We start from the raw sequence: 26,456 nt of genomic DNA, 5'->3' as shown, positions 1-26,456 counted from the left end.
ACGGTCGCGCTCAGCGGCCAGTGCTCAGCGGTCCTCGGTGATGCTGGTCGCGACACCGTCGGTGATCCTGACCTTGGCGGACACACCCTTCTTGGCGGCGGCCTCCAGCTCGGCCGGCGTGCACAGCGACATCTCGGCGGACCCCGGGCTTCCGCAGATGGTGCCCGCGCCGTAGACCAGGGTGTCGTCGGCAATGTAGAACGCCTGCTCGACGCCCTTCATGCCGGACACCGTGTACTTGCCCGGCGCGAGGTAGCTGACGTTGCCGAGCCAGGTCCCGTTGACGCCGTCGGTGATGCCGTTCTGAGCGTCGTGCCGTTCGCGGACCACGGTGGCGATGCCGTCCTTCATCGTCACGTCGGCGGTGACGGCCTTCTTCTTGGTGGCGGTCTCCAGCTCGTCGAGCGTGCACTGCGGACGCGCCTCGGACCGCGGGCTGCCGCACACCTGGCCCGCGCCGTACACGAGGGTGTTCTCGGCGGTGAAGAACGCCTGCTGGACCTTGCCCGGGACCTTCACCATGTACTTGCCCGGGGCGAGGTAGCTGACCGTGCCGTTCTTGAACGTCCCGCTGACCCCCGACTTGGAGTCCGACGTGTCGTTCGCGACCGCGGCCGAGTCCGCCGAGTCCTGCTGACCCGACGACGAGTCCTGCTGCCCCGACGACTTGGAGGTCCCCGACGACTGGGAGGTCTTGGAGGACTTGGACGACGAGCTGCCGGAGGAGGACGAGGAGTCGTTCTGACATGCCGTCATCAGTAACCCGGCGGTGGTGATCGTGGCGGTGACGACGAAGGCCTTGCGCAGGTTGCGGTTCATCATGGAAAACCCTTCCTGAGGCGAGGAGTTGCGGGACCTGTTGGGGCATCGGCGCGCTTTCGCCGTTTCCCGCTGTGTGATCACTATGAGGACCCGACGGCCCCTCAGGCCACGCTCGTCCCCGCTTCACGACACCGTTGTCACGCGGCCATGACAGAGCAACACCTCGGATGCGAAGGCCAGTTACGAAGAACCGCGCTGTGTCACGCGGCACGTGCACCGGTCACGCAGGCACATGCACCGTCTCCACCCGACTCGCGACCAGCCGTTCACGCTCGCGGCGGGCCGCCTGGCGGCGCAGGCGGAGGATCTGGCCGAGGCCGAGCGCCTGGAGCACGAACACCGCGGAGAAGGCGATGCCGTAGTCGTCACCGGTGGCGTCCAGCAGCGCGCCGATCGCGAACAGCGTCGTCATCGAGGCGACGAAACCGCCCATGTTGGTGATTCCGGAGGCCGTGCCCTGACGCTCGGGCGGGTTCGCGGGCCGTGCGAAGTCGAAGCCGATCATCGAGGCGGGGCCGCAGGCGCCGAGCACCGTGCAGAGCACGATCAGCAGCCACATCGGGGCGTGGTCGGCAGGGTAAGCAAGCGTGGCAGCCCAGACGGCCGCCGTCGACAGCACCGTGCCGAGCGCCAGCGGAAGCCGTGCCGCGTGGTGCCGGGCGACGATCTGCCCGTACACCAGACCGATGGCCATGTTGGAGAGCACGACCAGCGTCAGCAGCTCACCGGCTGTCGCCCGCGAAAGACCCTGCGCCTCGACGAGGAACGGCAGGCCCCACAGCAGCAGGAACACCATCGCCGGGAACTGCGTGGTGAAGTGCACCCAGAGCCCGAGCCGCGTCCCGGGCTCCCGCCAGGACGCGGCGATCTGCCGGCGCACATACGCGGCGCCGTAGTGCGGGAACGGCTCCGGCTCGTGTCCCTCGGGGTGGTCCTTGAGGAACAGCAGCATGAGTATGAGGACGAGGACGCCCGCGAGCGAGCTGCCCGCGAAGGCCGCGGTCCAGCCGACGCCGTGCAGCAGCCGGGCCAGGACGAGCGTCGAGACGAGGTTGCCCGCCATGCCCACCAGGCCCGCCATCTGCGCGACCATCGGGCCGCGCCGGGCCGGGAACCAGCGTGTGCCGAGCCGCAGCACGCTGATGAACGTCATCGCGTCACCGCAGCCGAGCAGCGCGCGAGCGGCCAGTGCCATCCCGTACGAGGGCGAGAAGGCGAAGCCCAGCTGACCTGCCGTGAACAGGACTACGCCGATGGTCAGCACCTTCTTGGTGCCGAGCCGGTCCACCAGCAGGCCGACGGGTATCTGCATGCCCGCGTAGACGAGGAGCTGGAGGATCGAGAAGGTGGACAGGGCGGAGGCGCCCACGTCGAAGCGGTCGGCGGCGTCAAGACCGGCCACCCCCAGGGACGTACGGAAGATGACCGCGACGAAGTAGACGGCGACGCCGACGGACCAGACGAGGACGGCGCGACGGCCGCCGGGCGGATCGCCGGGGAGGGCCGCGGTCGTGGAGCGTCCCCCAGCGGTCATCGGACCTCACCCCGGGCGAGGTTGGAGAACCAGCTGACATGCCGGTGGACCAGGTCGACGGCCGCCTCCGCGTCGCCGGAGCGCAGCGCTTCGAGGATCTCGCGGTGTTCGGTGAGCGTCTTGGTGACGCGGTCGGGGTGGGCGTGCATGACGGCGACGCCCATGCGCAACTGCCGGTCGCGGAGCTGGTCGTAGAGCCGCGAGAGGATGGCGTTCCCCCCGCTGCGGACGATCTCGGCGTGGAAGCAGCGGTCGGTGACGGCGGCTGCCGCCAGGTCGCCGGCCTCGGCCTGCTTCCGCTGCTTCTCGAGGAGTTCCGTGAGGCGCTCGATGAGCGCGGGCGAGGCCGGTACCGCCTTGCGGATCGCGTGCTCCTCGACGAGTTGCCGGGTCTCCACCACGTCGGCGATCTCCTGCGCGGAGACGGGCAGGACCAGCGCACCCTTCTTCGGGTACAGCTTGATCAGCCCCTCGACCTCGAGCTTCAGCAGCGCCTCGCGAACAGGGGTTCGTGACACCCCGACCGCCTCGGCCAGCTCGCCCTCGGTGAGCAGCGTCCCGCCCTCGTACCGGCGCTCCAGGACGCCCTGCTTGACGTGGGCGTAGACGCGTTCGGCGGCGGGGGGTTGTTTGGCGGGTGGCTGCTGGGCGGGTCCGGACGCGGTTTCGGTCGAGGTCGGAGAAGGCGCTGCAGGCATGCGCACAGCATAGATACAACACGTACGCATCGTCGTGGGCCGTCCAGGATGCGGACGTGTGGCATTAATGAGGACCCCGCCTCACGAGCGGTACATCCATCTGTGCTACTTACGTGTCATACGTGTCGCAGGAGACGGCGACCCACTCAAGTAACCTCCCGCTCAGGGCATTTGAGGCACTCAACGCAATCGGGGTACTCGACTTGAAAACCGGCATTAAGAGCGTACGGTTCCGCAGAGCTGCCGCCGTGGTCATGACCACCGGAGCCATGCTCGCGACCGGCGCCCTCACCGCGGCGCCCGCGCAGGCCCTCACCGCGCCCACGATCGCCGCCAAGGGCGGCTACGTGATGAACAACGGCACGGCCAAGACGCTCTACACGAAGGCCGCGGACACCCGCCGCTCCACCGGCTCGACCACGAAGATCATGACCGCGAAGGTCGTGCTGTCGCAGCCGAACCTCAACCTGGACGCCAAGGTCACCATCCAGAAGGCGTACAGCGACTACATCGTCCAGAACAACTGGGCTTCGAACGCCAAGCTGATCGTCGGCGACAAGGTCACGGTCCGTCAGCTGCTGTACGGGCTGATGCTGCCGTCCGGCTGCGACGCCGCGTACGCGCTCGCCGACAAGTTCGGCTCCGGCACGACGCGGGCCGCCCGCGTGAAGTCGTTCATCGGCAAGATGAACAAGCAGGCCAAGGACCTCGGCCTGACGAACACCCACTTCGACTCGTTCGACGGCATCGGCAACGGCGCGAACTACTCCACGCCGCGCGACCTCACGAAGATCGCCAGCAGCGCGATGAAGAACTCCACGTTCCGCTCGATCGTCAAGACGAAGAAGTACACGGCGAAGACGACCACCAAGACCGGCGGCACCCGCACGATGGCGCCGTGGACGAACACGAACCCCCTCCTCGGCACCTACACCGGCGCCATCGGCGTCAAGACCGGCTCCGGCCCGGAGGCCAAGTACTGCCTGGTCTTCGCCGCCACCCGCAACGGCAAGACGGTCATCGGCACGGTGCTCGCCTCGACCTCGTCGGCCAACCGGGCGTCGGACGCGAAGAAGCTGATGGATTACGCGTTCAAGAAGTAGGCGTACATCCAGGGGAGTTGGACTGGCACTGCCAAGAGCTGCCATCCCTGTCCAACTCCCCTGCGGCTCTCCTTTCGCCTCTCACCCCTCGGCCTCAAGGCCCGCCCCGGACAACAGGACCAGGTCCAGGAGCCGATCCAGGTCCCGCTCACTGAGCTCACCGCCGGTCACCGCACCCAGCGCGAGCAACGCATCCTGCAGGCGCTCCGTCACGAGCGACACATGCGCCCGGCGCTTCCCTGCCAGTCGCTGGGCTACTGCAAGCACGCGCGGTGATGCCATGAGCCTGCGCACCACGTCCGGCACTTCAGGCTCCACCGCGCTCTCGCCGTCGCCGAGCAGGCCGATCTCCAGTCGAAAGCCGAGCGCGGCCGCCAACTGCTGCAACGCGGACAGCGTCGGATTGCCGCGGCCGTTCTCCAAGTTGGCGATGTACGGCACCGACAGGCCCGCGTCCACCGCCACGGAGGCGATCGTCCGCCCGGCCGCCTGCCGTCGGTTGCGGAGCATCCGCCCGAGTTCAACCTTGTCCAACCTGACCCCACTGACTATTCCTACAGAACACTCTTGAATTTAAGTATCTCAGGAAGATACTTTTCTCGGCGTGACCCCGTCCACGTCCGTGCTCCGGCACAGTAGCTTCCGCCTCCTGTGGGCCAGCAGCACCGTCTCCGGGCTGGGCTCATGGCTTCTCGTGGTCGCTCTGCCCTTCCACGTCTTCCAGCTCACCGGTTCACCGGCCGCGACGGGACTCACGTTGGCCCTGGAGGCACTGCCCGCGCTGCTGGTAGGCCCCTGGATCGGTACTCTCCTCGACCGCTGGAACCTGACCCGCGCCATGTGGCTGGCCGACCTCGCGAGCGCGGGTGCCGTAGCCCTGATCCTGCTGGCCGACAGCGCGGCAGACGTATGGCTGATCTATGTGGCCGTACTCGGTGAGAACCTGGCCACCACAGTCTTCCGACCCGCCGCCCGCGCGCTGACCCCGGCTGTCCTCGGCACCGGTCCGGAACTCGTCGCGGCGAACGCCCTCAACGCCCTTACCGGCAGCGCGCTCCGCCTGGCAGTGCCTCCACTCGGCGCCTTGCTGCTGGCGGGTCCCGGCATCACTTCGGTCCTGCTCGTCGACATCGCCAGCTATCTGATCTCGGCCGTCCTGATCGCCGGGGTGGGACGCCGCGTTCCCGCACCCAGAGCGCCCGAGGGCGAACGGAACACCTTGGTCGAGCTTCGCGCCGGCCTCACGCACGTCGTCCGAGCCCCTTCGCTGCGCGGCCCGCTGGCCGCCAACGGAGTGTTCCTGACCGCGAACGCAGCGCTGACCGTGCTCCTCGTCCCGTTCGTCACCGGGCATCTGAACGCGCCCGGATACACCGTCGGCTACCTGATCTCGGGGCTCGGCGCAGGCTTCGTCGTGGGCTCGGCGGTCAGCCGCCGCGTCATCGCCAGGTTCGGCACCCGGCACATACTGGGTGCGACTCAACTGGCCAACGGCGCGGCGTACTTCGCCCTGTTCAACGCACCGAACCTGCCGACCGCCATCGCGGCCGCAGCTCTGATCGGCTTACCCGGCAGCATCCTGCTCATCTCCGTGGAAACCCACATCCAGCGAACCGCCCCACCCGCCATGCTCGGCCGCATCAGCGCCCTGTTCTTCGCCGTGGACTCCCTCGCCGCCGTCGTCGGCGCACTGTGCGCACCGGCGCTCGTCACAGCTCTCGGCCTCACCCCGGCACTCAACACCATCAGCGCGCTCGCACTGGTCGCCGTGCCTGTCTTGGCTTCCAAGAAATCGAGGCAGGCATTCTCCGGCCGTGTCCCCGAAGGGCCCTGAGAGATTCTCGAGACCGTAACTGGAGTTTACGGTCTCAGCATTTCCGCAGGTGGAGAGTGGTGGCGAAAAGGTCTCCCGGCTCAGGGCCGGCACCTCATGGTGGACTGGATGAAAGACAACCACGCCTCCGGCGCAAGCCGGAGTATCGGGCCGTCGAGATCCTTGGAGTCGCGGACGGCTATGGTGCCGGGGATGTTGCGGGCGACTTCGACGCACTCACCGTGCGGGTCGCCGCTGCTGTACGTGGACTTCGCGAACTGGAACTCGGACACGTTGGCCTACATCTCCTTGCGGATGCTGTCGATGAGGCTGACGGAGTTGTGCTGCGCCAACCCCAGCCGCGTGATGCGATCGAAAATCGCGTCGTGGTGTGCGGCATCAGTCTCACTCTCCAGCCAGACCTTCGTCGACACGGTATCCGCCTGGACGACGTCCAGAGCACCGGGCTCGGCGAAGGAAACCAGGGTGAAGGCGCTGGTCATCCCGGGGTGAGCGCCCGCGATGAACGGGACGATCTGGACGCGTACGTTGGGCAGTTGAGCCGCATCGAGAAGGTGCTCCAACTGGGCGCGCATGACATCCCTTCCACCGACCAGCTGCCGCAGCGCACCTTCATGCAGCACTGCCCATAGGTGCAGCGGACGCTCACCGGTCAGCCTCGCCTGCCGCGCCATCCTCGCCTCGACGAAGGACTCGATCTCGGCGAGGTCCTGCCAGGCTCCGTTGCCGACGGCGAGGGCGCGGGCGTAGTCGGCGGTCTGCAAGAGGCCCGGAACGAAGGCGAGTTGCCAGGTGCGGAGCTCTGTAGCAATGTCCTCCAAAGCGACGTACTCGATCTGCGCCTTCAGATGCGGGTACTGGTTCCACCAACCTTTGGCCTTGCGGCGGTCCCGATCAGCCTTGGCCAGCGCCAATAGGCGGTCGATGCCCTTCGGATCGTCCTGCCCGTAGAGATGGCAGAGCGCCCGGACGTCCGGATCCCTCACGGGCACGAGACCACGCTCCATCTTCGCGACCTTGGCCACCGACGCCGACAGAGCCTCAGCCGCATGCGTCTGACGCATCCCGCACCCCTCGCGCATGCGCAGCAACTCCCCGCCAAGTCGGCGCGCCAGCACCGTCGACACAGACACACCGCGATCAGGGTTCCTGCCTGCCATATCGCGCTCCCTCCCGGCGAGTTGGTCACAGTCTGTGCCGTCACCGCACTGTGAGCAAGCAAGTTCGAGTAGAAATTTATGGCCTCCCGACTTGATGGCCTACTCGACTCGCCGCTACGGTCAGTGCTCAATCGCCCACCCAGCGACACCAGTTGGCGGAAGTGCACTGTGCTGCCCACTCCAGGGCTCGTACGGCAGAGCCACCTCCCCCCACCCATCTGACGGCCGCCCCGGGCATCCAGCCCCGCACAAGGAGGTGCACGCCCATGACCGGCTCCTGTGACCCGGACCGTCACGACGCCATCAGCTACATCCCGTATCCGCAGAACATCCCCGTCGCCCGCAGACGCGTCGCCCAGCTCGCAGTCGACTGGGGCCAACCCGGCGTAGCCGGCGACGCGGCGCTGCTGACAAGCGAGTTGTGCACCAACGCCCTGCTGTACGGGTGCCTGCACGACCGACTGTTCCGTGTGGAGACCTCACTCACCGCCAAGGTGCTCCGTATCGCCGTCACCGACCCGAAGGGCGAGCGGCTGCCGGAACCCCGTGCGGCGAACGACGGCGACCAGTTCGGGCGCGGGCTGCTCATCGTCCGTACGTTCTCCAGCCGATGGGCCGTGGAGAAGCTCACCGTGGGAAAGACGGTGTGGGCGGAGCTGGACATTCCGGGAGCACCGAATGCGTAGGCTGCTCGGCCGTCTGCGAAGGTGCCGGGGCGGTACCTTGGCGGCACGGCGAAAGGGGATGCAGATGGCAGCCGAGTGGCAGGTCGCAGTGGCAGAGGCTCAGGAAGCCAGCGGATTCACCGGCGAGGTCGTCCAACGCACCGTTGACGGCATCGGGGCAGCCCTGCGGCTCGACCACCGGGCTGATTTCTACACGGAGTTGGGCACTCTGACCGACTCCGGCAGCTTCGACGCGTTCCTCAACCACTGGTGGGCCCAGGCACTCGCCGACTCGGCGGCGGACGAGGAGACCCGCAGGGCGGCGATCGACTTCGCCGACGTGACCGTCTCCCTGTATGCGCGCGCCGTGGGCGGCCCAACGTCCACCCCGGAACAGATCGAGGCCATCGCCGCCGGATCGGAAGTCTCTTGACCTACACGATCATCTGGGAGAGGACCGCGTCCGAGGGCCTCAAGCGACTCCGGGCGCGCGACGGTGACTCGGTGAAGCCACTCGTCAAAGCGATCAACGAACTTGCCCGGAACCCTGAGCCCGCCACAAGCAGCAAACTCGGCGGCACCAGCCTGCGACGACTGCGCGTCGGCGCCTACCGGGCCACATACGAGATCGACGGCGGGACCGTCGCCATCAAAATCCTCATGGTCGGCAGCACAGCCGTCTGAACTCGGCACAGGACCCACAAGTGGGCTGCCCCGTCGCGGTGACGACTGAGTAGCCCTCTTCACATGTTCCTCATCCGCAGACGCCGGGCGCCCTCCGCCATACCAGAGGAGCATCGAGACTTTCTCGAGACAGTGACTGGAAGTCACTGTCTCAGCATTCCCGCAGGTAGGGATTGGCGCCGAGACCCCTTGAGGAGGCCGAGGTGCAGCCCGCCGTGCTCAACCAGCCCTGCCCCTGGGCCACTGAAGCGGGTACGACAGAGGGGTCGACCGCAATCCCAACTTGCGGCCGACCCCTCTGCGTCGAACCTGTCCAACCGACGACCGTCAGGCCCAGGTGATCAACCTCTTCGGCTGCTCCAGGATCGCCGCCACATCCGCCAGGACCTTGGAGCCCAGCTCGCCGTCCACCAGACGGTGGTCGAAGGAGAGGGCCAGTGTCGTGACCTGGCGGGGCTTCACCTTGCCCTTGTGGACCCACGGCTGGAGCTTGATGGTGCCGACGGCGAGGATCGCGGACTCCCCGGGCGGGAGGATCGGCGTGCCGGTGTCGACGCCGAAGACGCCGACGTTCGTGATCGTGACCGTGCCGCCCTGCATGGCTGCCGGGGACGTCTTGCCGTCGCGGGCCGTTGACACCAACTCGCCGAGTGCCTGCGCCAGTTCGGGCAGGGTCTTGGTGTGGGCGTCCTTGATGTTCGGGACGATCAGGCCGCGGGGGGTGGCCGCCGCGATACCAAGGTTCACGTAGTGCTTGATGACGATCTCCTGGGCGGCCTCGTCCCAGGACGCGTTCGCCTCGGGGTTCCGCTTGATTGCCACCAGGAGGGCCTTGGCGATGAGCAGGAGGGGGTTCACGCGCAGGCCCGCGAGGTCCTTGTCCTGCTTGAGCTCCTCGATGAGCTTCATCGTGCGGGTCACGTCGACCGTCACGAACTCCGTGACATGCGGCGCCGTGAAGGCCGAGTCGATCATCGCGGTCGCCGTCGCCTTGCGGACGCCCTTGATGGGGATACGGGTCTCCCGGGCGCCTTCGTACGACACCGCCGCCGGTGCCTGCGCCGGTGATGGAGCGGCTACGGGAGTCTGCACCGGCTCGGGAGCCGGGGGCGCCGACGCCGCGTACACGTCCTCGCGCGTGATGATCCCGTCCGGCCCGGACGGGGTGACCGTCGCCAGGTCCACACCCAGGTCCTTGGCCAGCTTGCGCACCGGCGGCTTCGCCAGCGGGCGGCCCACCGGAGGCGCACTGCCGGCCGAAGGCGGACTGGCCACCGGAGACGGGCGGTCCACCGGCGTGGTGTGCCCGTTCAGCTCGCCCTGGACCGCAGCCGCCGCCTCGGGCTGCTGGGGCCGTGCCTGAGCCTGGGCCTGCTGAGCCGGAACCCCCTTACGGGGACGCCGCTTCGTCGACGCCTCGGCCACGCCGTACCCGACCAGGACCGGCTTGCGCCCCTCGGACTTCGGCGCCTGTGGTGCGGGCGGAGCCGGAGCCTCGGCAAGGGTCTCGGACTCCGCGACCGAAGTAGCACCACCGGCCCCGGCATCCCCACCGCCCTCGTCAACCGTGATGATCGCCGTGCCCACGTCGACCGTCGCCCCTTCGGGGAACCGAAGCTCCCGCACCACCCCGTTGTACGGAATCGGCAACTCGACGGCCGCCTTCGCCGTCTCGACCTCGCAGACCACCTGCCCGTCCGTGACGGAGTCACCGGGCTGGACGTACCACTTGAGGATCTCCGCCTCGGTCAACCCCTCGCCCACGTCGGGCATCTTGAATTCGCGGAGGCCGGGGGCAGTCTCAGTCATCGTCGTCACGACCCTCTCCTCAGTACGCCAGCGAGCGGTCGACGGCATCGAGCACCCGGTCCAGGCCCGGCAGGTACTCGTCCTCCAGGCGCGCCGGCGGATACGGGGCGTGGTAGCCGCCGACCCTCAGGACAGGTGCCTCCAGGTGATAGAAGCACCGCTCCGTGATGCGGGCGGCGATCTCCGCGCCGGAGCCGAAGAACACCGGGGCCTCGTGGACCACGACCAGGCGGCCGGTCTTCTGGACCGAGGCCTGGACGGTGTCGAAGTCGATCGGCGAGACCGAGCGCAGGTCCAGGACCTCCAGCGACTTGCCCTCCTCCTGGGCGGCGTTCGCGACCTCCTGGCAGACCTTCACCATCGGGCCGTACGCGGCCAGCGTCAGGTCGCCGCCCTCGCGCACCACACGGGCCTTGTGCAGCGGCCCGGGGATCGCCTCGGGGTCGACCTCGGCCTTGTCCCAGTAGCGCCGCTTGGGCTCGAAGAAGATCACCGGGTCGTCGCTGTGGATGGCCTGCTGCATCATCCAGTAGGCATCGCTCGCGTTCGACGGCGAGACCACCTTCAGGCCCGCCACATGCGCGAACAGCGCCTCCGGGGACTCGGAGTGGTGCTCGACGGCGCCGATTCCGCCGCCGTACGGAATACGGATGACGACCGGCAGCTTGATCTTGCCGAGCGCTCGCGCGTGCATCTTCGCGAGCTGCGTGACGATCTGGTCGTACGCGGGGAACACGAAGCCGTCGAACTGGATCTCCACCACCGGGCGGTAGCCGCGCAGTGCCAGGCCGATCGCCGTGCCGACGATGCCCGACTCGGCGAGCGGGGTGTCGATGACCCGGTCCTCGCCGAAGTCCTTCTGCAGACCGTCGGTGACACGGAAGACACCGCCGAGCTTGCCGACGTCCTCGCCCATGATCAGAACCTTGGGATCGGCGTCGAGGGCCGTACGCAGCGATTCGTTGATCGCCTTGGCCAGCGCCATCTTTTCTGCCGCCATCGCTACTCGCCCTCCCCTTCCGCAACGAACGACGCCTGGTAGGCGGCGAACTGGGCCCGCTCCTCGTCGACGAGCGCGTGCCCGTCCGCGTACACGTTCTCGAAGATGGCGAAGTGGTCCGGGTCCGGCATGGCACGTACCACTTCGCGCACTCGCCTGCCCAACGCCTCGCTCTCGGCTTCGAGTTCCCCGAAAAATCCCTCATTCGTGTCAGTTTCGGACGCGAGATAGCTGCGCAGGCGCTGGATCGGGTCCTTCGCCTCCCAGGAAAGCCGCTCGTCGTCGTGCCGATAGCGGCTCGGGTCGTCGGAGGTGGTGTGCGCGCCCATGCGGTACGTGTACGCCTCGACGAGCGTGGGTCCCTCGCCCCGGCGGGCCCGCTCCAGGGCCCACTTGGTGACAGCGAGGCAGGCCAGTACGTCATTGCCGTCGACGCGTACGCCCGGGAAGCCGTAGCCCTGCGCGCGCTGGTAGAGCGGGACGCGGGTCTGCTTCTCGGTGGGCTCGGAAATCGCCCACTGGTTGTTCTGGCAGAAGAACACCACAGGGGCGTTGTAGACCGCGGAGAAGGTGAACGATTCGGCGACATCGCCCTGGCTGGAGGCGCCGTCCCCGAAGTACGCGATCACGGCCGAGTCCGCGCCGTCCTTGGCCACGCCCATCGCGTAGCCGGTGGCGTGCAGGGTCTGCGAGCCGATGACGATCGTGTAGAGGTGGAAGTTGTTGCCGTTCGGGTCCCAGCCGCCGTTGTTCACGCCGCGGAACATGCCGAGCAGATTGGTCGGGTCGACGCCGCGGCACCAGGCGACGCCGTGCTCGCGGTAGGTCGGGAAGACGTAGTCGTCGTCGCGCAGGGCCCGCCCGGAGCCGATCTGGGCGGCCTCCTGGCCGAGGAGCGAGGCCCACAGGCCCAGCTCGCCCTGACGCTGCAGCGAGGTCGCCTCGGCGTCGAAGCGGCGGGTGAGCACCATGTCGCGGTACAGACCGCGCAGCTCTTCGGGGGTGATGTCGGCGACGTACGGGTCGTACTCGGCGTGCTTGACGCGCTTGCCCTCCGGCGTCAGCAGCTGCACGAGCTCGGTGCTCGGGCTCGGTGGCTTCTTGGCGCTGGTGCGTTTCGTACCGGCGCCGCGTCGCGGCTTGCGCGCGGCAGTGCTCTCCACGGTCACGTGTGCTCCTCCGTCGGTCCGGCCCCCCGGGATTGCCGGGTGACCAGTGCGGCTCGCCTGTTCCGGTACCCGTGCACAGGTAGGTGCCCTCGGCCGGGAACAGGCGTGACAGGTGCCCCGGCGAGCGCCCTGCAACAGGCACGTTACCCAGTGCCCCACACCCGTGGGAAACCCCTCCTGACCTGCATTTTTGCTTGGATATCCAAGTAACCTCTAGTCGGATTTCCTCACAGTTCGCGCAGATCGGGAACAGCCGCTGGTCACAGCCTTGCAGGGGGGCCGGAACACCGGCACGTTATCCCGGTCACCCTGGGGACGGGAAGAGTTCGCCTTGGTGGAGCAGTGAGCGCACTTGTGGCCGATCGAGGACGCCACCCAGAACCATCCAGAACCACATGGACACCGTCTGTGACAAACGCAAGGTCAACGGCGTGTCGAGTGCCCTAACATCTGGCGCGTGCTGCGATCGTCGACTGGGACCGCCTCGGCGTCCAGCCACGGGCCGAGGAGGCCGTACGCGCCGCGGTGATCTTCTTCGTACGTCCCGACGGTGCTCTCGATCTGGCGAAAGTGCGGGCCTACGCGCGCGCGTACCGGCGTTCCGCGCATGCCGGCCCGGCCGAACTCTCGGCGGCCGTGCACCGCGTGTGGTGGGAGCGGCTCAACGACTTCTGGATACTGCGCTGGCACTACGAGCGCGGGGACACCCGCGCCGACGCGCAGTTCCCGGCGGCTTCCGCGCTCGCCGTGTGGTGGACGAAGGAGTACGCCGCGGTCTGCGGGGCGTTCGTGGGCTGAGGCGCCCTGTGCTCAGGGCGGTCGATGTCCACAGGGCTGTGCTCGAGGCTGCCAAACGGCACGCGCGCGTGGAGCCCGTTTTCGGGCCGCACGCGCGCGTGGGGTGAGCTTCGAGGTCGGTCAGCCCTGGCCGGCGGTATTGCCACCGGCGGCGGCGTCCGTCGGATCCTCCGTCGGCAGCGTCGGATCCTCCGTCGGCTCCTCCGTCGGCTCCTCCGTCGGCTCCGTCTCCGTGGGCGCCGGAGTCGTGGGCTCGTTCGTGGGCTCGGTCGGCTCCTGCGTCGGCTCCCGGGTCGGCTCCTGGGTCGGCTCCTGGGTCGGCGGCGTGTAGTCCTGGTCACCGCCCGTGCCGGCGCCGTCGTCCTGCGTTTCCTCTTCCGTCGCCTCGGACGAGGGGCTCTCGCTCGGCGTCGGGTCCTTCTCGGTCTGCGAGGTCGTCGGCGACTGTGTGGTGTCGCCGCCCCCGCCACTGTCACCGTTGTTGCCATTGAGGGCCAGCGCGACGCCCGCACCGATGGCGATCACCGCGAGTACGGCCAGGATCCACAGCTTGCCGCGCCCGCTGCCCCGGTTGCCGTTGCCCTCGAAGCCTCCGTCGTCGCCGCCAGAGCCGCGGTTCGGCAGGATCGGTGACGGGATCTGCGAGGTGCCCGAGTCGCTCGGGTGCGGCATGACGTTGGTGCCCGCCATGCCCATCGCCGGGGTGTTCCCGCCCTCGTGCATCATCACGGGGCCGGTGTTCCAGGTGCCGGTGTGGCCGCCCTGGTCGTACAGCATCTGCAGCGCGTACTGGACAAGCCCGCGCATCTCCTCGGCGGTCTGGAACCGGTCGTCCGGCTCCTTCGCGAGGGAGCGCATGACCAGGCCGTCCAGCTCCGGCGGCGCCACGTCCGAGGCCTCGGACGGGGGCACCGGAATGTCCTGAACGTGCTGGTAGACCACCGACAACGGGGTCTCACCCGTGAACGGCGGCCGCAGCGCGAGGAGTTCGTACAGCAGACAGCCCGTCGCGTACAGGTCGCTGCGGTGGTCGACGGCCTTTCCGAGCGCCTGCTCGGGCGAGAGGTACTGGGGCGTGCCCATGACCATGCCGGTCTGCGTCATCGTCGACTGCGCGCCGTGCAGGGCGCGCGCGATACCGAAGTCCATCACCTTCACCGCGCCGGTGTTGGTGATGATCACGTTCGCGGGCTTGATGTCGCGGTGCACGATGCCGTGCTGGTGCGAGTACGCCAGCGCCTCAAGGACACCGGAGACGATGATCAGCGCCTGCTCGGGCCCGGGTGCCTCGGCGTTGAGCAGCAGATCGCGGATCGTACGGCCCTCGACGAGCTCCATGACGATGTACGGCACGGTGTTGCCGGCGATCACGTCCTCGCCGGAGTCGTAGACCGCCACCACCGCATGGTGGTTGAGGCCCGCCACCGACTGGGCCTCGCGCGTGAAGCGGGCCTTGGACACCGGGTCCTCGGCCAGGTCGGAACGGAGCAACTTGACCGCGACCGTACGTCCCAGGCGTACGTCCTCGGCGGCGAACACCTCGGCCATGCCGCCCCGGCCGAGTCTGCGGGTCAGCCGATACCGGCCGTCCCCGACAAGCCCGCCGTTACCCCACATGTCCGGCGCATCTGACATACCGCCGCCAGTCGCCTCGGGGTCGGACGGGCCCTGAGCGCGCTGCTGCTGTGCCATCAGTCCTCGCCGTCGTTTCACCCGCGTCCGCGCGGTGGTTGTTACCGTCTCCAACGGGCCACGCTACAGCCTCCACACGAGGCGCCGGTCCGAGATGGACGGGTCATGAAACCCGTAGCGGGTCTCCGGGTGCAAATTCTGTGTACCGGCCGCACGTAACCTGTAACGCTTCCGCGACGCTTCTTTCGCGTACGGTCACGGATCGGGCACCGCGCTTGACGTGTCAGTGCCCTCGGGCAGACTTGGCCGGGAATGGACAAAGGATCACCGGCCGCGGGAGCACGCCAGCAGCTTTGGCCCGCGCGACGGCGCACGCCGATGGGGGACGCAGAACATGAGCCAGGACGGCGCACAGGGCCGGTACGCGGGGCGTGCGGTCGCCGGCGGCCGCTATCAACTGCGTGATCTGCTCGGCGAAGGCGGCATGGCCTCGGTCCATCTCGCATACGACTCGGTGCTCGACCGACAAGTAGCGATCAAGACACTTCACACCGAGCTGGGACGCGAACAGGCCTTCCGTGAGCGCTTCCGCCGCGAGGCCCAGGCAGTGGCCAAACTCACGCACACGAACATCGTCTCGGTCTTCGACACCGGCGAGGACGATCTTGGCGGTGTGACCACCCCGTACATCGTCATGGAGTACATCGAGGGCAAGCCGCTCGGCTCCGTCCTCGAGGCGGACATCGCGCAGTACGGCGCGATGCCTTCCGACAAGGCCCTGAAGATCACCGCGTACGTGCTGGCGGCGCTGGAGATCAGCCACGAGATGGGCCTGGTCCACCGGGACATCAAGCCGGGCAACGTGATGATGACGAAGCGGAACGTCGTCAAGGTGATGGACTTCGGCATCGCCCGCGCCATGCAGTCCGGTGTCACCTCCATGACCCAGACCGGCATGGTGGTCGGCACCCCGCAGTACCTCTCCCCGGAGCAGGCGCTGGGCCGGGGCGTGGACGCCCGCTCCGACCTGTACTCCGTCGGCATCATGCTCTTCCAGCTGGTCACCGGACGGCTGCCGTTCGACGCGGACTCGCCGCTCGCGATCGCGTACGCGCACGTCCAGGAGGAGCCCGTCGCGCCCTCCTCGGTCAACCGCTCGCTGCCGCCGGCCGTGGACGCGCTGATCGCCCGCGCGCTGAAGAAGAACCCGAACGAGCGCTTCCCGAGCGCCGAGTCGATGCGCGACGAGTGCCAGCGCGTGGCCCAGTCGCTGCACACGGCCGCGCCCAGCATCGTCCCCGGCGCCCAGACGCCGAGCGGCGCCGGCGTCGGCTCCGCGGTCTTCCCGCCGATCGACCCGACTGGCCCGAGCCAGGCGGGGAACGTCCAGACGCCGTACACGCCCGGTCCGTACGGCCCGCCGACCCCCTCGCCCGCGCCGCACTCCCCGGCCTACGGCTATCCGCAGCAGGGCGGCTACCAGACGCCTCCGCAGACCGCGGCGTACTCCCCGCAGCAGGGCCTGTCGACCCCGCCGCCGTACACGGTCTCCCCGCAGCAGCCCTCGGCCCCCTCCCCGGGCGGCGGCCGCAAGAGCAACCTGCCGGTGATCATCGGCTCGGCCGTCGTCGCGCTGGCCGCCGTCGTCGGCCTGATCGTGGCGCTGAACCTGGGTGGGGACGGCAACGACGAGGGTGGTGACAACGACGCCAGCGCCAGCGCGTCGGCGACGCAGGAGGCCGAGTACAAGGCTCCGGATCCCTCGAAGACGATCGAGGCGGAGGAGTGCACGGAGCCGGACGAGTCGTACAACGACCCCAACAAGATCAAACTGCCCGACTTCTCCTTCAAGAACATCGAGTCGGTGAAAAAGTGCCTGCAGCAAGCGGGCTGGCTGTACGAAGAGAATCCGGTCGACGAGAACACCTTCGGCGACGGCACGGTCATGAAGCAGTTCCCCGCGAAGGACACGGACGTCGACCCCAAGGACATGCCGAAGATCCAGCTCGATGTCTCGACGGGCAATCCCGCCTGATCCTCCGGACATCGATCCTCAAGGACACACGAAGAGGCCCGGCATCCGTGCCGGGCCCCTTGTCTCTGCGCGCTGCCGTCTTACGCGTACGGCTCTACAGGTACGGCACTCACAGGTACGGCCCGCCCGAGCGGCCACCCTTGTGCGGCTCGTCGTCGCCCTCGCCTCCGACGCCCGGCGGCAGGGCGCGGCGCATCTGCTCCAGCTGGGCACGGGCCGCCATCTGCTGGGCGAACAGGGTCGTCTGGATTCCGTGGAAGAGGCCCTCAAGCCAGCCCACCAACTGGGCCTGCGCGATACGCAGCTCCGCGTCGGAGGGGATCGCCTGTTCCGTGAACGGCAGGGACAGCCGCTCCAGTTCCTCGACGAGGTCGGGAGCCAGACCGTCCTCCAGCTCCTTCACCGAGCTGGCGTGGATCTCCTTGAGTCGGACCCGGCTCGCCTCGTCGAGAGGTGCCGCGCGCACCTCCTCCAGCAGTTGCTTGATCATGCTCCCGATGCGCATGACCTTGGCGGGCTGCTCCACCATCTCCGTCACCGGGACCTCGCGGGAGTCGTCGTCTCCTCCGCCGCCGAGAGCCATTCCGTCCTGGCCAACGACCAGGATCTGTGGGTTCTCCGGCGACCTTTCGTTCCTCGGCATCTCCATGCCGCCATTCTCTCGCACCCGTACACCTCACCACCCTGGTGCCCCCTCGCGAAAGTGATCCACCGTGTACGGAGCCGGTGTTCGCGTCGGGCGGACAGTGGGTTCGCTCGTGACCGAGATGCCGGAGCACGGGGCCCGTGTGACGCTTGATGCGTCTTGGCGCCCGAGCATCGGGAGGGGGTCATCGACATGGCTCCGTGGCTTCGTACGCTGAGCTCAGCCGGCCTGCTGCTGCTCCTGGCGGCGGCCCCCACCCATGCTTCGTACACCTCGTCCGTCGCGCCGCCCGCCGCTTCGTACGCCGTCGAGCCCGACCCCGCCGAGTCGCGCGCCGGCAGCCGTGCGGGCGTGGGGCGGGAGAGGCCGGGCCGGGAGCCTGCGCCGGGGGAGGATGACCTACGCCCGGAGATCGACCCCGGCGTCCCAGAGGTGCCGGATATTCCGGTCGGCCCGTTGACCACTGCCAGCGCCGACGTGGGCTCCGAGCCGTCACCGCACGCCGCACCGCCGCCCCCCTCGGAACCCGTGCTGCGCGTTCTCCCCCTGGGCAGCGGACTGGTCCTCATCGGCCTCGGTCTGGGGCTCGCGTTCCTCGGCCTGCGCGTACGGCGCGGCTGAGGCGCCGTACGGGACATGCACGGTGCCGTACGGGGGCGTGCTGGGCGCCTGCAGGGGCACGCTGGGTGCTGCCTGACGGGAGCGTGCTGAAGGGCCTTACGGGAGTGTCAGCAGCACCTTCCCGATGTTCCCGCTCTCCTCCAGCACTCGGTGCGCCGCGGCTGCCTCGCTCATCGGCAGCTCACGGTCGACGACCGGACGTACATGACCGCCGGCGATCAGCGGCCAGACGTGCTCGCGTACGGCCGCGACGATCGCCGCCTTCTCGGCGACGGGCCGGCCACGCAACGAGGTGGCGGTGACGGCGGCCCGCTTGTTGAGGAGCGTGGCGATGTTCAGCTCGCCCTTGACGCCGCCCTGCATGCCGATGATCGCGAGGCGGCCGTTGGTGGCGAGGGCCTTGACGTTCCGGTCCAGGTACTTGGCGCCCATGATGTCGAGGATGACGTCCGCGCCCGCACCGTCCGTGGCGGCCTTGATCTCCTCGACGAAGTCCTGCTCGCGGTAGTCGATGAGGACGTCCGCGCCCAGCTCCGCGCAGTACGCCAGCTTCTCCTTACTGCCCGCCGTGACGGCGACCTTCGCGCCGACCGCCTTCGCCAGCTGGATCGCCATGGTGCCGATGCCGCTCGCGCCACCGTGCACGAGGAGGGTCTCGCCGGGGCGGAGGTGGGCGATCATGAAGACGTTTGACCAGACGGTACAGGTCACCTCGGGCAGCGCGGCCGACTGCTGAAGCTCGATGCCCTCGGGCACGGGCAGCAGCTGTCCGGCCGGTACGGAGACCTTCTCGGCGTACCCGCCGCCCGCGAGCAGCGCGCACACCTCATCGCCGACGGCCCATCCCGAGACGCCGGGGCCGAGCCCGGCGATCCGTCCGGAGCATTCGAGTCCCGGGTACGGGGAGGTGCCGGGCGGCGGATCGTAGAAGCCCTTCCGCTGGAGCAGATCGGCGCGGTTGACCGCCCCGGCCACCACCTCGACCAGCACTTCGCCCTCTCCGGGCACCGGATCCGGGACCTCGTCCCACACCAGTGCCTCGGGCCCACCAGGTTCAGGAATCGTGATCGCACGCATGCGGCGAGGCTACTCCCGGGGGTTCGGCGGACCGATGGCCCCTCCTGCCGCTTAGGTCCCGGGCAGGCGCCGGATGTCGGGCAGGCGCTTGGTGTCGGGCGCGACCTGCGTATGCGGCGACTTCCGCACGATGGTGATCAGACGGTCCGTCAACTGGAGCTTGTCGATGGCCGGATCGTCGTATCCGAGCACGCGATGCCCTCGTACGACACTGACCACCAGGTCGTCCACATCCCGCGGCCCGCGCCCCACTTCGGCCTTCACAACGGGCCGTTCGACGATGTCGAGCCCGCTGCCCTGCTGGATGAGGTCCTCCAGGACCATGCCCGCGCTGGGGCTGAGCACCGAGAGTCCGAGCAGCCGTCCCGCCGCGCTCGCGCTGGTGATGACGACATCGGCGCCGGACTGACGCAGCAGCGGCGCGTTCTCCTCCTCGCGGACCGCGGCCACGATCTTCGCCCCGCGATTGAGCTGCCGGGCCGTCAGCGCCACGAGTACGGCGGTGTCGTCGCGCTGGGTCGCGATGATGATCTGCCGCGCCTTCTGCACCTCGGCCCTGAGGAGTACGTCGCTGCGCGTGGCATCGCCGACCACGCCCGCGAACCCGTCCGCCGTCGCCGCGTCGACCACCTTCGAGCTGGGGTCGACGACCACGACCTGCTCCTTCTTCAGGCCCGTCGCACACACGGTCTGAATCGCCGAGCGGCCCTTCGTCCCGAAGCCGATGACAACGGTGTGCTCTCTCAAAGCGGTCCTCCAGCGGTTCAGTCGCCATTCCTCCCGGGTGCGTTCGGTGAGGACCTCGAGAGTGGTGCCGACCAGGATGATCAGGAAGAGCACGCGCAGCGGCGTGATCACAAAGATATTGGCGAGCCGGGCGGCGTCGCTGACCGGGGAGATGTCGCCGTACCCGGTGGTGGAGAGGGTGACGGTCGCGTAGTAGAACGCGTCGAGCAGGTCGACCGAGCCGTCGGAGCTGTCGTTGTAGCCGTCGCGGTCGAGGTAGACGATGAAAGCGGTGCCGACCAGCAACAGCAGCGCCATCACGACCCGCTTGGTGACCTGCCGTATCGGGCGCTCCACCGTTCTGCGGGGAAGTGCCACCCGGTGGGTCACAAGACGTTCGTCCGCCTGGCGGGCGATGGCGTCATGGCCCGGAAGTTTCACGTGAAACACTCCCCGATCCGGTTCATATGAGAGTCACCCTGACCCGATTCATGCGAGGCCTGCCCCAATCCCGGCCGTCGCCCACGGCAGCTCGAGGATCTCCAGCTTCTGGCCGGGGCGGCCACCGCCGGGCGGGACGACCGCGAGCGCGTCGGCCACGGCGATGCCGCGCAGCATGGCCGGGCCGTTGTAGTGCAGCGGCACGGCACGGTCCTCGCGCAGCATGACGGGGATCAGCCGGGTGTCGTACGGATGCCCGTGCGCCGCGTCCCCCAGGGGCAGCGTGTACGGCTCCAGGGCCGGGCGTCCCGCGAGGGTACGCAGCAGAGGTTCGGCGAGCGTGAGCAGGCCGGAGACGGCGGCGAGGGGGTTGCCGGGCAGGCCGACGAGGTGCTGGTTCTCCTTGGTGCGGGCCAGCAGCATGGGGTGGCCGGGGCGCACCTTGACGCCGTTCACCAGAAGCTGGGCACCGATGCGGCGCAGGGTGGGGTGGACGTGGTCGACGGGGCCCGCGGCGGTGCCGCCGGTGGTGACGATGAGGTCGGCTTCGGAGTGCTGCAGTGCCTTGTGCAGCGCCTCGGCGTCGTCGCCGAGCCTGCGCACCGCGATGACGTCCGCGCCGAGCGCGCGCAGCCAGGGCGGCAGCATCGGGCCGAGCGCGTCGCGGATCAGGCCCTCGTGAGGCAGGCCCTCGGTGAGCAACTCGTCGCCCAGGACAAGGACTTCGGCGCGGGGGCGCGGGACGGCGGAGACGGTGTCGTATCCGGCGGCTGCCGCGAGCCCGAGCACGGGTGGGGTGATCAGCGTCCCGGGAGGCAGGAGGGCGTCACCGGAGCGGCATTCCTGGCCGCGTGGGCGGATGTCCTGGCCGTGCACGACGTCCCGGGTCGCGTGCAGCCGGGCCTTGTCGTCGGTGCGGCCGTGCTCGCTGCGCAGGACGGCGGTGGCGTCCTGCGGGATGCGTGCGCCGGTGGCGATCCGGACCGCCTCGCCGTCGGTGAGCGGCGCCGGCTCGGCGCGCCCGGCGAGCACCCCTTCCGGCCGGACGTGCCAGGGGCCGGGTCCGGCGACCGCCCAGCCGTCCATCGCGGAGGTGTCGAACGACGGGAGGTCCGTGAGGGCGGTGAGAGAGGCGGCGAGAACGAGGCCCTGCGCGGTGTCGAGCGGGACGGAGACGGGAGCGGCCGGAGTGCGGGGGGCTCGCTCGGCGGTGGCGCGCGCTTCTGGCCAGTGGGTGGCCTCGCCGGGCCGGTGGGCATCGCTGTCCTTGACCAAAGCGAGGGCCTCCTCCACGTCGAGGTCGACGTCCTCGTACTGCCCGTGAGCGGTCATCCGGCGTCCGGGCGCGCATCGGTGGCGGTGCCGGTCCCGGAGTCGGACGGTCCCGCGGTGGCGTCCTCCTCCGCCCAGCGCAGCGCGAGCGCTGTCGCCTTGCGGGCAGCCTCGGCCACTGCCTCGGGGCTGCCCTTGCCCTGGGCAGCCGCGTATCCGACGAGGAACGTCGTCAGCGGTGCCGCGGGCCTGGCCACACCGTGCGCGGCGTCGCGGGCGAGATCGAGCAGGACGCCGGTGTCGACATCGAGGTCGATGCCCAACTCTTCCTTGACTGCGGAAATCCATTCATCCAACACGTGCCCATGCTCCCTGATACGTGCCCGGGCGGCAGCAATGTCGTCCCAGGTGTCGCAGTCGAAGGACGCGACGGGGTCGGTGATACGGGTGAGGTCGAGCGCACCGGTGAGCAGCCGCAGCGGCAGTCCGGCCAGACCACCGTGCTCGGCGTCGAGCGCCGCCAGCTCACGGCGCAGCGCCGAACTCCGGTACGCGGCCACGAGCGGCTGGTCGCGGCTGGCGGGGTCGGTGAGCAGCACGCCTTCGGTGTCGGTCGACCGAAGGGCCGCCAGCAGCCGTCGTACCGTCTCCTCGTCGAGGAACGGCAGATCGGCGGAGAGCACCACGACGTACGCCGCCGAGGTCCGCCGGAGCCCCGCGTCGAGCGCGGCCAGCGGACCCGCGCCGGGCGGGTCCTCGCGCGCCCACAGCACCGGGCGCGCGGTGGCCCTGCGGTCCGCCACGACCACGGTGGTCGCGGCAGTGGAGCAGGCGGCCAGGACCCGGTCGAGCAGTGGGCGACCGCCCACGCGCACACCGGGCTTGTCGGCGCCGCCGAGCCGCCGGGCGGCACCTCCGGCGAGCACGACGGCGTCGTGTACGTCGACCTCGGGATCGCCGGGATCGCCGGGGGGCTGGTACGCGGTCACCCCACGAGTATGCGTGCCACGGCGATCACAGGGAACGCAGGAGTACCGTCGGCTCCTCCACGCAGTCCGCGACATACCGCAGGAACCCGCCGGCCGTACCGCCGTCGCACACCCGGTGGTCGAAGGTGAGCGAGAGCTGTACGACCTGCCGCACCGCCAGCTCGCCCTGGTAAACCCAGGGCTTGGGGGCGATCCGGCCGACGCCGAGCATGGCCGTCTCGGGGTGGTTGATGATCGGCGTGGAGCCGTCGACGCCGAACACGCCGTAGTTGTTCAACGTGAAGGTCCCGCCGGTGAGTTCCCCGGGGGTGAGCTTCCCCGTACGCGCCGCTTCGGTGAGCCGCGCGAACTCCGCGCTCAACGACTCCGCGTCCCGCGCATGCGCGTCCTTCACCACCGGCACCACGAGCCCGCGCTCGGTCTGCGCCGCGAACCCGAGGTGCACCTCGTCGAGTTGTACGACCTCCCGGGCGTCCATGTCGACCGTGGAGTTGAGCTCGGGATAGCGGGCGAGAGCGGCGGTGCAGATTCGGGCGAGCAGCGCGAGGAGGGAGATCTTCGGTCCGCCGGCCGCGTTCATGGCCACGCGCGCGTGCATCAGTTCCGTCGCGTCGGCGTCCACCCAGCAGGTCGCGTCGGGGATCTCGCGACGGCTGCGGGTGAGCTTGTCGGCGGCGGCACCGCGTACGCCTCGCAGGGGGATGCGGGTGCCTGCGGCTGCGGGAACGCTTGCCGCGCCCGCAGGAGTCTCAGCGGCGGGCACGCGCGCGTGGGCGGCGGCCGAGGGCTCCGGCACCACCGGCGTGTACGGCACAGCCCTGGTCTCTGTCCCCCGGACGCGTGCACCGGCGGCGCGCGCCGCGTGCTCCACGTCCGCCCGCAGAATCAGCCCTTCGGGTCCGGATCCCGCCAACTCCCGTAGATCCAGGCCGTATTCCCGGGCCAGCCGCCGCACGAGCGGAGAGATCACCGGCACGGGGCCGTCGACGCGGCTTTCGCCCCCGCCGCCCGGCCGGCCCTCGGTGGACGCCACGTCCTGCGCGAGGCGGTGGGCAGCGGTGTCGTGCGCCGCCGTTCCCACGGCAGCGCTGTTCGCACCGCGGTCGACTGCCGACGTGTCCGCACCGCGACCGGGGGACGCCACATCCGCGCCGCCTGGACCCTCCGTGGGCCCACCGTGCGGCTGTCGCCCAGCAGACGCCGGGCCGGTCGGCCGCACCCTTCCGCGTCGCGCGGGCGACGTTCCCGTGCCGTACCCCACGAGTACGTTGCCGGATCCCTCGTCCGCGTCACTGGAGGCGGGTGCTCCGACCGCCACCGTCAACAGCGGTGCTCCGACGGGTAGTTCCGTGCCCTCCTCGCCGAAGCGGGACGTGACCACGCCGCCGTACGGGCAGGGCACCTCAACCATCGCCTTGGCCGTCTCGACCTCGACGACCGGCTGGTCGACGGCGACGACGTCGCCGACCTGTACGAGCCAGCGGACGATCTCGGCCTCGGTGAGCCCTTCGCCGAGGTCGGGCAGCCTGAATTCGAGGACCTGGGGCATCAGTTCTCCGCCTCCCACTGCAGCCGCGCGACCGCGTCCAGAATGCGGTCGACGCCGGGCAGATGGTGCCGCTCCAGCATCGGCGGCGGGTACGGGATGTCGAACCCGGCCACCCGCAGCACCGGCGCCTCCAGGTAGTGGAAGCACCGCTCGGTGACCCGGGCGGCGATCTCGCCACCCGGTCCGCCGAAGCCCCCGGACTCATGCACCACGACGGCCCGCCCCGTGCGCCGTACGGACGCGGTCACCGTCTCGTCGTCGAACGGCACCAGGGAGCGCAGATCCACAACTTGGAGGTCCCAGCCCTCGGCCCGCGCCGCCTCGGCCGCCTCCAGGCAGACGGGCAGGGACGGCCCGTACGTGATCAGCGTGGCGCTCCGGCCCGAGCGCCGCACCACCGCACGGCCTATCGGTTCAACGGCCGGTGGCCCGTCGGGGTTCCAGGAATCCTTCGACCAGTACAGACGCTTGGGTTCCAGGAAGACCACAGGGTCGTCGGAGGCGATGGCGGCACGCAGCAGCCCGTAGGCGTCGGCGACCGTCGCGGGCGTGACGACGTGGAGCCCCGGAGTCGCCATGTAGTACGCCTCGGAGGAGTCGCTGTGGTGCTCGACGCCGCCGATGCCTCCCCCGTAGGGGACACGGATCGTGAGCGGCAGCGGCATCGCGCCGCGCGTGCGGTTGCGCATCCGCGACACGTGCGAGATCAGCTGCTCGAAGGCGGGGTAGGCGAAGGCGTCGAACTGCATCTCCACGACCGGCCGCAGCCCGTACATGGCCATGCCGACGGCCGTCCCGAGGATTCCCGCCTCGGCCAGCGGCGTGTCCGTACAGCGGTCCTCGCCGAACTCCTTGGCGAGCCCGTCGGTGACCCGGAAGACACCGCCGAGGGTGCCGACGTCCTCACCCATGACGTGGACAGTCGGGTCGGCGGCCATCGCGTCGCGCAGGGCGCGGCCGAGGGCCTGCGCCATGGTGGCCGGTTTCACGGCGACCGTGGTCATCGCGGCGCTCCCTCCGACTCGTGGTGACGCTCCTCGGCGGCCAGTTCGGCCCGCAGCTGTGCCTCCTGCTCCAGGAGCTGGGTCGTGGGCCGGTCATAGACGTGCCCGAAGAGGTCCATCGGGTCGAGCGCCGGGTCCTGGTTCATGCGTTCGCGCAGGTCCGCGGCCATCACCTCGGCGTCCTCGCGCGCGGCCTGCATGCCGGCCTCGTCGAGGAGTCCGCGCTCAGTCAACTCGTGCTCCAGGAGGGCGATCGGGTCGTGGGCGCGCCAGGCCTCGACCTCGGAGTCGCCGCGGTAGCGCTTGTCGTCGTCGGCGTTCGTGTGGGCGTCCATGCGGTACGTCACCGCCTCCACGAGCGTCGGTCCGCCTCCCGCGCGCGCGTGGGCCACGGCTTCGCCGAGGACCTGGTGCACCGCGGCCGCGTCGTTGCCGTCGACCAGGCGGCCCGGCATGCCGTAGCCGACCGCCTTGTGGGCGAGGGAGGGCGCGGCGGTCTGCTTGGCGAGCGGGACAGAGATCGCGAAGCCATTGTTCTGGACGAGGAAGACGACCGGGGCCTGCCAGACGGCGGCGAAGTTCAGCGCCTCGTGGAAGTCGCCCTCACTGGTGCCGCCGTCGCCGACCAGGGCGAGCGCGACCACGTCGTCGCCCTGAAGACGCGCGGCGTGCGCCAGGCCCACGGCGTGCGGGAGTTGGGTCGCGAGGGGGGTGCAGAGGGGCGCGATACGGCGCTCGCGGGGGTCGTATCCGCTGTGCCAGTCGCCACGCAGGAGGCCCAGGGCCTGGACGGGGTCGAGGCCGCGGGCGACGGCGGCGAGCGTGTCGCGGTAGCTGGGGAAGAGCCAGTCGCGCTCTTCGAGGACGAGCGCGGCAGCGACCTGGCAGGCCTCCTGGCCGGTGGAGGAGGGGTAGACCGCGAGTCGGCCCTGCTTGGTGAGGGCGGTGGCCTGCGCGTTGTAGCGACGGCCGCGCACCAGCTCCCCGTACAGACGACGCAGCAGCCCCGGGTCGGCCTCGGCCGCCGCGTCCGTGCCGAGGACGCGGTGCGGAGCCTCGTCCGGCAACAGTGGGGCGGGGTCGGTGCGGGGCTGCCAGGCAGGCGGCGGGGTGGGCCGATAGGCGCCCCGCTGCTCCATGACCGTCATGACGGCACCTCCTCATGGGAGTGGTTCGGCGGCACACCGG

Annotated in this window: 25 protein-coding genes and 1 pseudogene; 8 read left to right on the top strand and 18 right to left on the bottom strand. The window is 69.6% G+C overall.

What is annotated here, in order from left to right; all coding sequences use genetic code 11:
- Positions 1–24: 24 nt before the first annotated feature.
- From ACYVO6_RS48895 to ACYVO6_RS48885, 3 genes are all read right to left on the bottom strand, one after another.
- Entirely contained in the window at positions 25–822 is a 798-nt protein-coding gene (locus ACYVO6_RS48895; RefSeq protein ID WP_461073415.1) for a hypothetical protein, read from the bottom strand.
- A 220-nt stretch (positions 823–1,042) separates the two neighbouring features.
- The gene (locus ACYVO6_RS48890) at positions 1,043–2,356 is read right to left on the bottom strand and encodes an MFS transporter (RefSeq protein ID WP_461073413.1); all 1,314 of its coding nucleotides are present in this window, start codon (positions 2,354–2,356) and stop codon (positions 1,043–1,045) included.
- Positions 2,353–3,054 (bottom strand): GntR family transcriptional regulator, encoded by a 702-nt coding sequence (locus ACYVO6_RS48885; RefSeq protein ID WP_461073411.1) that lies wholly within the window; start codon positions 3,052–3,054, stop codon positions 2,353–2,355. Before ACYVO6_RS48885 ends, ACYVO6_RS48890 begins: the two co-directional genes overlap by 4 nt.
- 254 nt (positions 3,055–3,308) lie before the next feature.
- Here ACYVO6_RS48885 and ACYVO6_RS48880 point away from each other — a divergent pair, with 254 nt between their 5' ends.
- Entirely contained in the window at positions 3,309–4,157 is an 849-nt protein-coding gene (locus ACYVO6_RS48880; RefSeq protein ID WP_461073409.1) for a D-alanyl-D-alanine carboxypeptidase family protein, read from the top strand.
- A gap of 81 nt (positions 4,158–4,238) precedes the next feature.
- Here ACYVO6_RS48880 and ACYVO6_RS48875 read toward each other — a convergent pair whose 3' ends face one another.
- Complete coding sequence (locus tag ACYVO6_RS48875; protein WP_461073407.1) at positions 4,239–4,667, bottom strand: helix-turn-helix domain-containing protein; 429 nt, start codon at positions 4,665–4,667, stop codon at positions 4,239–4,241.
- 94 nt (positions 4,668–4,761) lie between these two features.
- Here ACYVO6_RS48875 and ACYVO6_RS48870 point away from each other — a divergent pair, with 94 nt between their 5' ends.
- Positions 4,762–5,991, top strand: a complete 1,230-nt coding sequence (locus tag ACYVO6_RS48870) for an MFS transporter (RefSeq protein ID WP_461073405.1) — start codon at positions 4,762–4,764, stop codon at positions 5,989–5,991.
- A gap of 80 nt (positions 5,992–6,071) precedes the next feature.
- Here ACYVO6_RS48870 and ACYVO6_RS48865 read toward each other — a convergent pair whose 3' ends face one another.
- The gene (locus tag ACYVO6_RS48865; protein ID WP_461073403.1) at positions 6,072–6,263 is read right to left on the bottom strand and encodes a DUF397 domain-containing protein; all 192 of its coding nucleotides are present in this window, start codon (positions 6,261–6,263) and stop codon (positions 6,072–6,074) included.
- A gap of 6 nt (positions 6,264–6,269) precedes the next feature.
- Positions 6,270–7,151: a helix-turn-helix domain-containing protein gene (locus ACYVO6_RS48860; RefSeq protein WP_461073401.1), complete on the bottom strand. Its 882-nt coding sequence runs from the start codon at positions 7,149–7,151 to the stop codon at positions 6,270–6,272.
- A 266-nt stretch (positions 7,152–7,417) separates the two neighbouring features.
- Here ACYVO6_RS48860 and ACYVO6_RS48855 point away from each other — a divergent pair, with 266 nt between their 5' ends.
- From ACYVO6_RS48855 to ACYVO6_RS48845, 3 genes are all read left to right on the top strand, one after another.
- Positions 7,418–7,837 (top strand): ATP-binding protein, encoded by a 420-nt coding sequence (locus tag ACYVO6_RS48855; protein WP_461073399.1) that lies wholly within the window; start codon positions 7,418–7,420, stop codon positions 7,835–7,837.
- 64 nt (positions 7,838–7,901) lie between these two features.
- Positions 7,902–8,249: a hypothetical protein gene (locus tag ACYVO6_RS48850; RefSeq protein WP_461073397.1), complete on the top strand. Its 348-nt coding sequence runs from the start codon at positions 7,902–7,904 to the stop codon at positions 8,247–8,249.
- Entirely contained in the window at positions 8,246–8,500 is a 255-nt protein-coding gene (locus ACYVO6_RS48845; RefSeq protein WP_165338890.1) for a type II toxin-antitoxin system RelE family toxin, read from the top strand. The genes ACYVO6_RS48850 and ACYVO6_RS48845 overlap by 4 nt, the downstream gene beginning before the upstream one ends.
- A 327-nt stretch (positions 8,501–8,827) precedes the next feature.
- Here ACYVO6_RS48845 and ACYVO6_RS48840 read toward each other — a convergent pair whose 3' ends face one another.
- Genes ACYVO6_RS48840 through pdhA (ACYVO6_RS48830) form a run of 3 tightly spaced genes read right to left on the bottom strand, consistent with a single transcriptional unit; the run spans position 8,828 to position 12,478 of the window.
- Positions 8,828–10,318 (bottom strand): dihydrolipoamide acetyltransferase family protein, encoded by a 1,491-nt coding sequence (locus ACYVO6_RS48840; protein ID WP_461073394.1) that lies wholly within the window; start codon positions 10,316–10,318, stop codon positions 8,828–8,830.
- Between the two features lie 10 nt (positions 10,319–10,328).
- Positions 10,329–11,309, bottom strand: coding sequence for an alpha-ketoacid dehydrogenase subunit beta (locus ACYVO6_RS48835; protein ID WP_461073392.1), 981 nt, complete (start codon positions 11,307–11,309; stop codon positions 10,329–10,331).
- 2 nt (positions 11,310–11,311) lie between these two features.
- A complete protein-coding gene (gene pdhA, locus ACYVO6_RS48830; protein ID WP_461073390.1) occupies positions 11,312–12,478 on the bottom strand; it encodes a pyruvate dehydrogenase (acetyl-transferring) E1 component subunit alpha in 1,167 nt (388 codons plus the stop codon).
- A 453-nt stretch (positions 12,479–12,931) separates the two neighbouring features.
- Here pdhA (ACYVO6_RS48830) and ACYVO6_RS48825 point away from each other — a divergent pair.
- Positions 12,932–13,276 (top strand): annotated as a pseudogene (locus ACYVO6_RS48825) (phosphotransferase); the annotation flags it as partial.
- A 120-nt stretch (positions 13,277–13,396) separates the two neighbouring features.
- On the opposite strand, the gene ACYVO6_RS48820 reads toward ACYVO6_RS48825, so the two are convergent.
- Positions 13,397–14,968, bottom strand: coding sequence for a protein kinase domain-containing protein (locus ACYVO6_RS48820; RefSeq protein WP_461073388.1), 1,572 nt, complete (start codon positions 14,966–14,968; stop codon positions 13,397–13,399).
- A gap of 334 nt (positions 14,969–15,302) precedes the next feature.
- Here ACYVO6_RS48820 and ACYVO6_RS48815 point away from each other — a divergent pair, with 334 nt between their 5' ends.
- Positions 15,303–16,943, top strand: a complete 1,641-nt coding sequence (locus tag ACYVO6_RS48815) for a protein kinase domain-containing protein (RefSeq protein ID WP_461073386.1) — start codon at positions 15,303–15,305, stop codon at positions 16,941–16,943.
- Positions 16,944–17,052: 109 nt separating this feature from the next.
- On the opposite strand, the gene ACYVO6_RS48810 is transcribed toward ACYVO6_RS48815, so the two are convergent.
- Positions 17,053–17,592: a bacterial proteasome activator family protein gene (locus ACYVO6_RS48810; RefSeq protein WP_461073384.1), complete on the bottom strand. Its 540-nt coding sequence runs from the start codon at positions 17,590–17,592 to the stop codon at positions 17,053–17,055.
- Between the two features lie 189 nt (positions 17,593–17,781).
- Between ACYVO6_RS48810 and ACYVO6_RS48805 the strand changes: the two genes are divergently transcribed.
- On the top strand, positions 17,782–18,210 hold the full coding sequence (locus tag ACYVO6_RS48805; protein ID WP_461073382.1) for a hypothetical protein: 429 nt from the start codon (positions 17,782–17,784) through the stop codon (positions 18,208–18,210).
- Positions 18,211–18,306: 96 nt separating this feature from the next.
- Here the strand turns inward: ACYVO6_RS48805 and ACYVO6_RS48800 are convergent, their stop codons facing one another.
- From ACYVO6_RS48800 to pdhA (ACYVO6_RS48770), 7 genes are read right to left on the bottom strand one after another with little or no spacing between them, the layout of a single operon-like run.
- Entirely contained in the window at positions 18,307–19,287 is a 981-nt protein-coding gene (locus ACYVO6_RS48800; RefSeq protein ID WP_461073380.1) for an NAD(P)H-quinone oxidoreductase, read from the bottom strand.
- A 51-nt stretch (positions 19,288–19,338) separates the two neighbouring features.
- Entirely contained in the window at positions 19,339–20,463 is a 1,125-nt protein-coding gene (locus ACYVO6_RS48795) for a potassium channel family protein (protein WP_461073378.1), read from the bottom strand.
- Positions 20,464–20,502: 39 nt separating this feature from the next.
- Positions 20,503–21,786: a molybdopterin molybdotransferase MoeA gene (locus tag ACYVO6_RS48790; protein ID WP_461073376.1), complete on the bottom strand. Its 1,284-nt coding sequence runs from the start codon at positions 21,784–21,786 to the stop codon at positions 20,503–20,505.
- A complete protein-coding gene (locus ACYVO6_RS48785; RefSeq protein WP_461073374.1) occupies positions 21,783–22,715 on the bottom strand; it encodes an NTP transferase domain-containing protein in 933 nt (310 codons plus the stop codon). Before ACYVO6_RS48785 ends, ACYVO6_RS48790 begins: the two co-directional genes overlap by 4 nt.
- Before the next feature lie 25 nt (positions 22,716–22,740).
- Positions 22,741–24,264: a dihydrolipoamide acetyltransferase family protein gene (locus ACYVO6_RS48780; RefSeq protein WP_461073372.1), complete on the bottom strand. Its 1,524-nt coding sequence runs from the start codon at positions 24,262–24,264 to the stop codon at positions 22,741–22,743.
- On the bottom strand, positions 24,264–25,268 hold the full coding sequence (locus tag ACYVO6_RS48775; RefSeq protein ID WP_461073370.1) for an alpha-ketoacid dehydrogenase subunit beta: 1,005 nt from the start codon (positions 25,266–25,268) through the stop codon (positions 24,264–24,266). Before ACYVO6_RS48775 ends, ACYVO6_RS48780 begins: the two co-directional genes overlap by 1 nt.
- Positions 25,265–26,416 (bottom strand): pyruvate dehydrogenase (acetyl-transferring) E1 component subunit alpha, encoded by a 1,152-nt coding sequence (gene pdhA / locus ACYVO6_RS48770; RefSeq protein WP_461073368.1) that lies wholly within the window; start codon positions 26,414–26,416, stop codon positions 25,265–25,267. Before pdhA (ACYVO6_RS48770) ends, ACYVO6_RS48775 begins: the two co-directional genes overlap by 4 nt.
- Positions 26,417–26,456 lie beyond the last annotated feature (40 nt).

It is taken from the genome of Streptomyces pseudoechinosporeus, from assembly GCF_054783935.1.
Note: the sequence above shows the minus strand (reverse complement) of the source record. Positions and strands in the feature narration are given on the sequence as shown.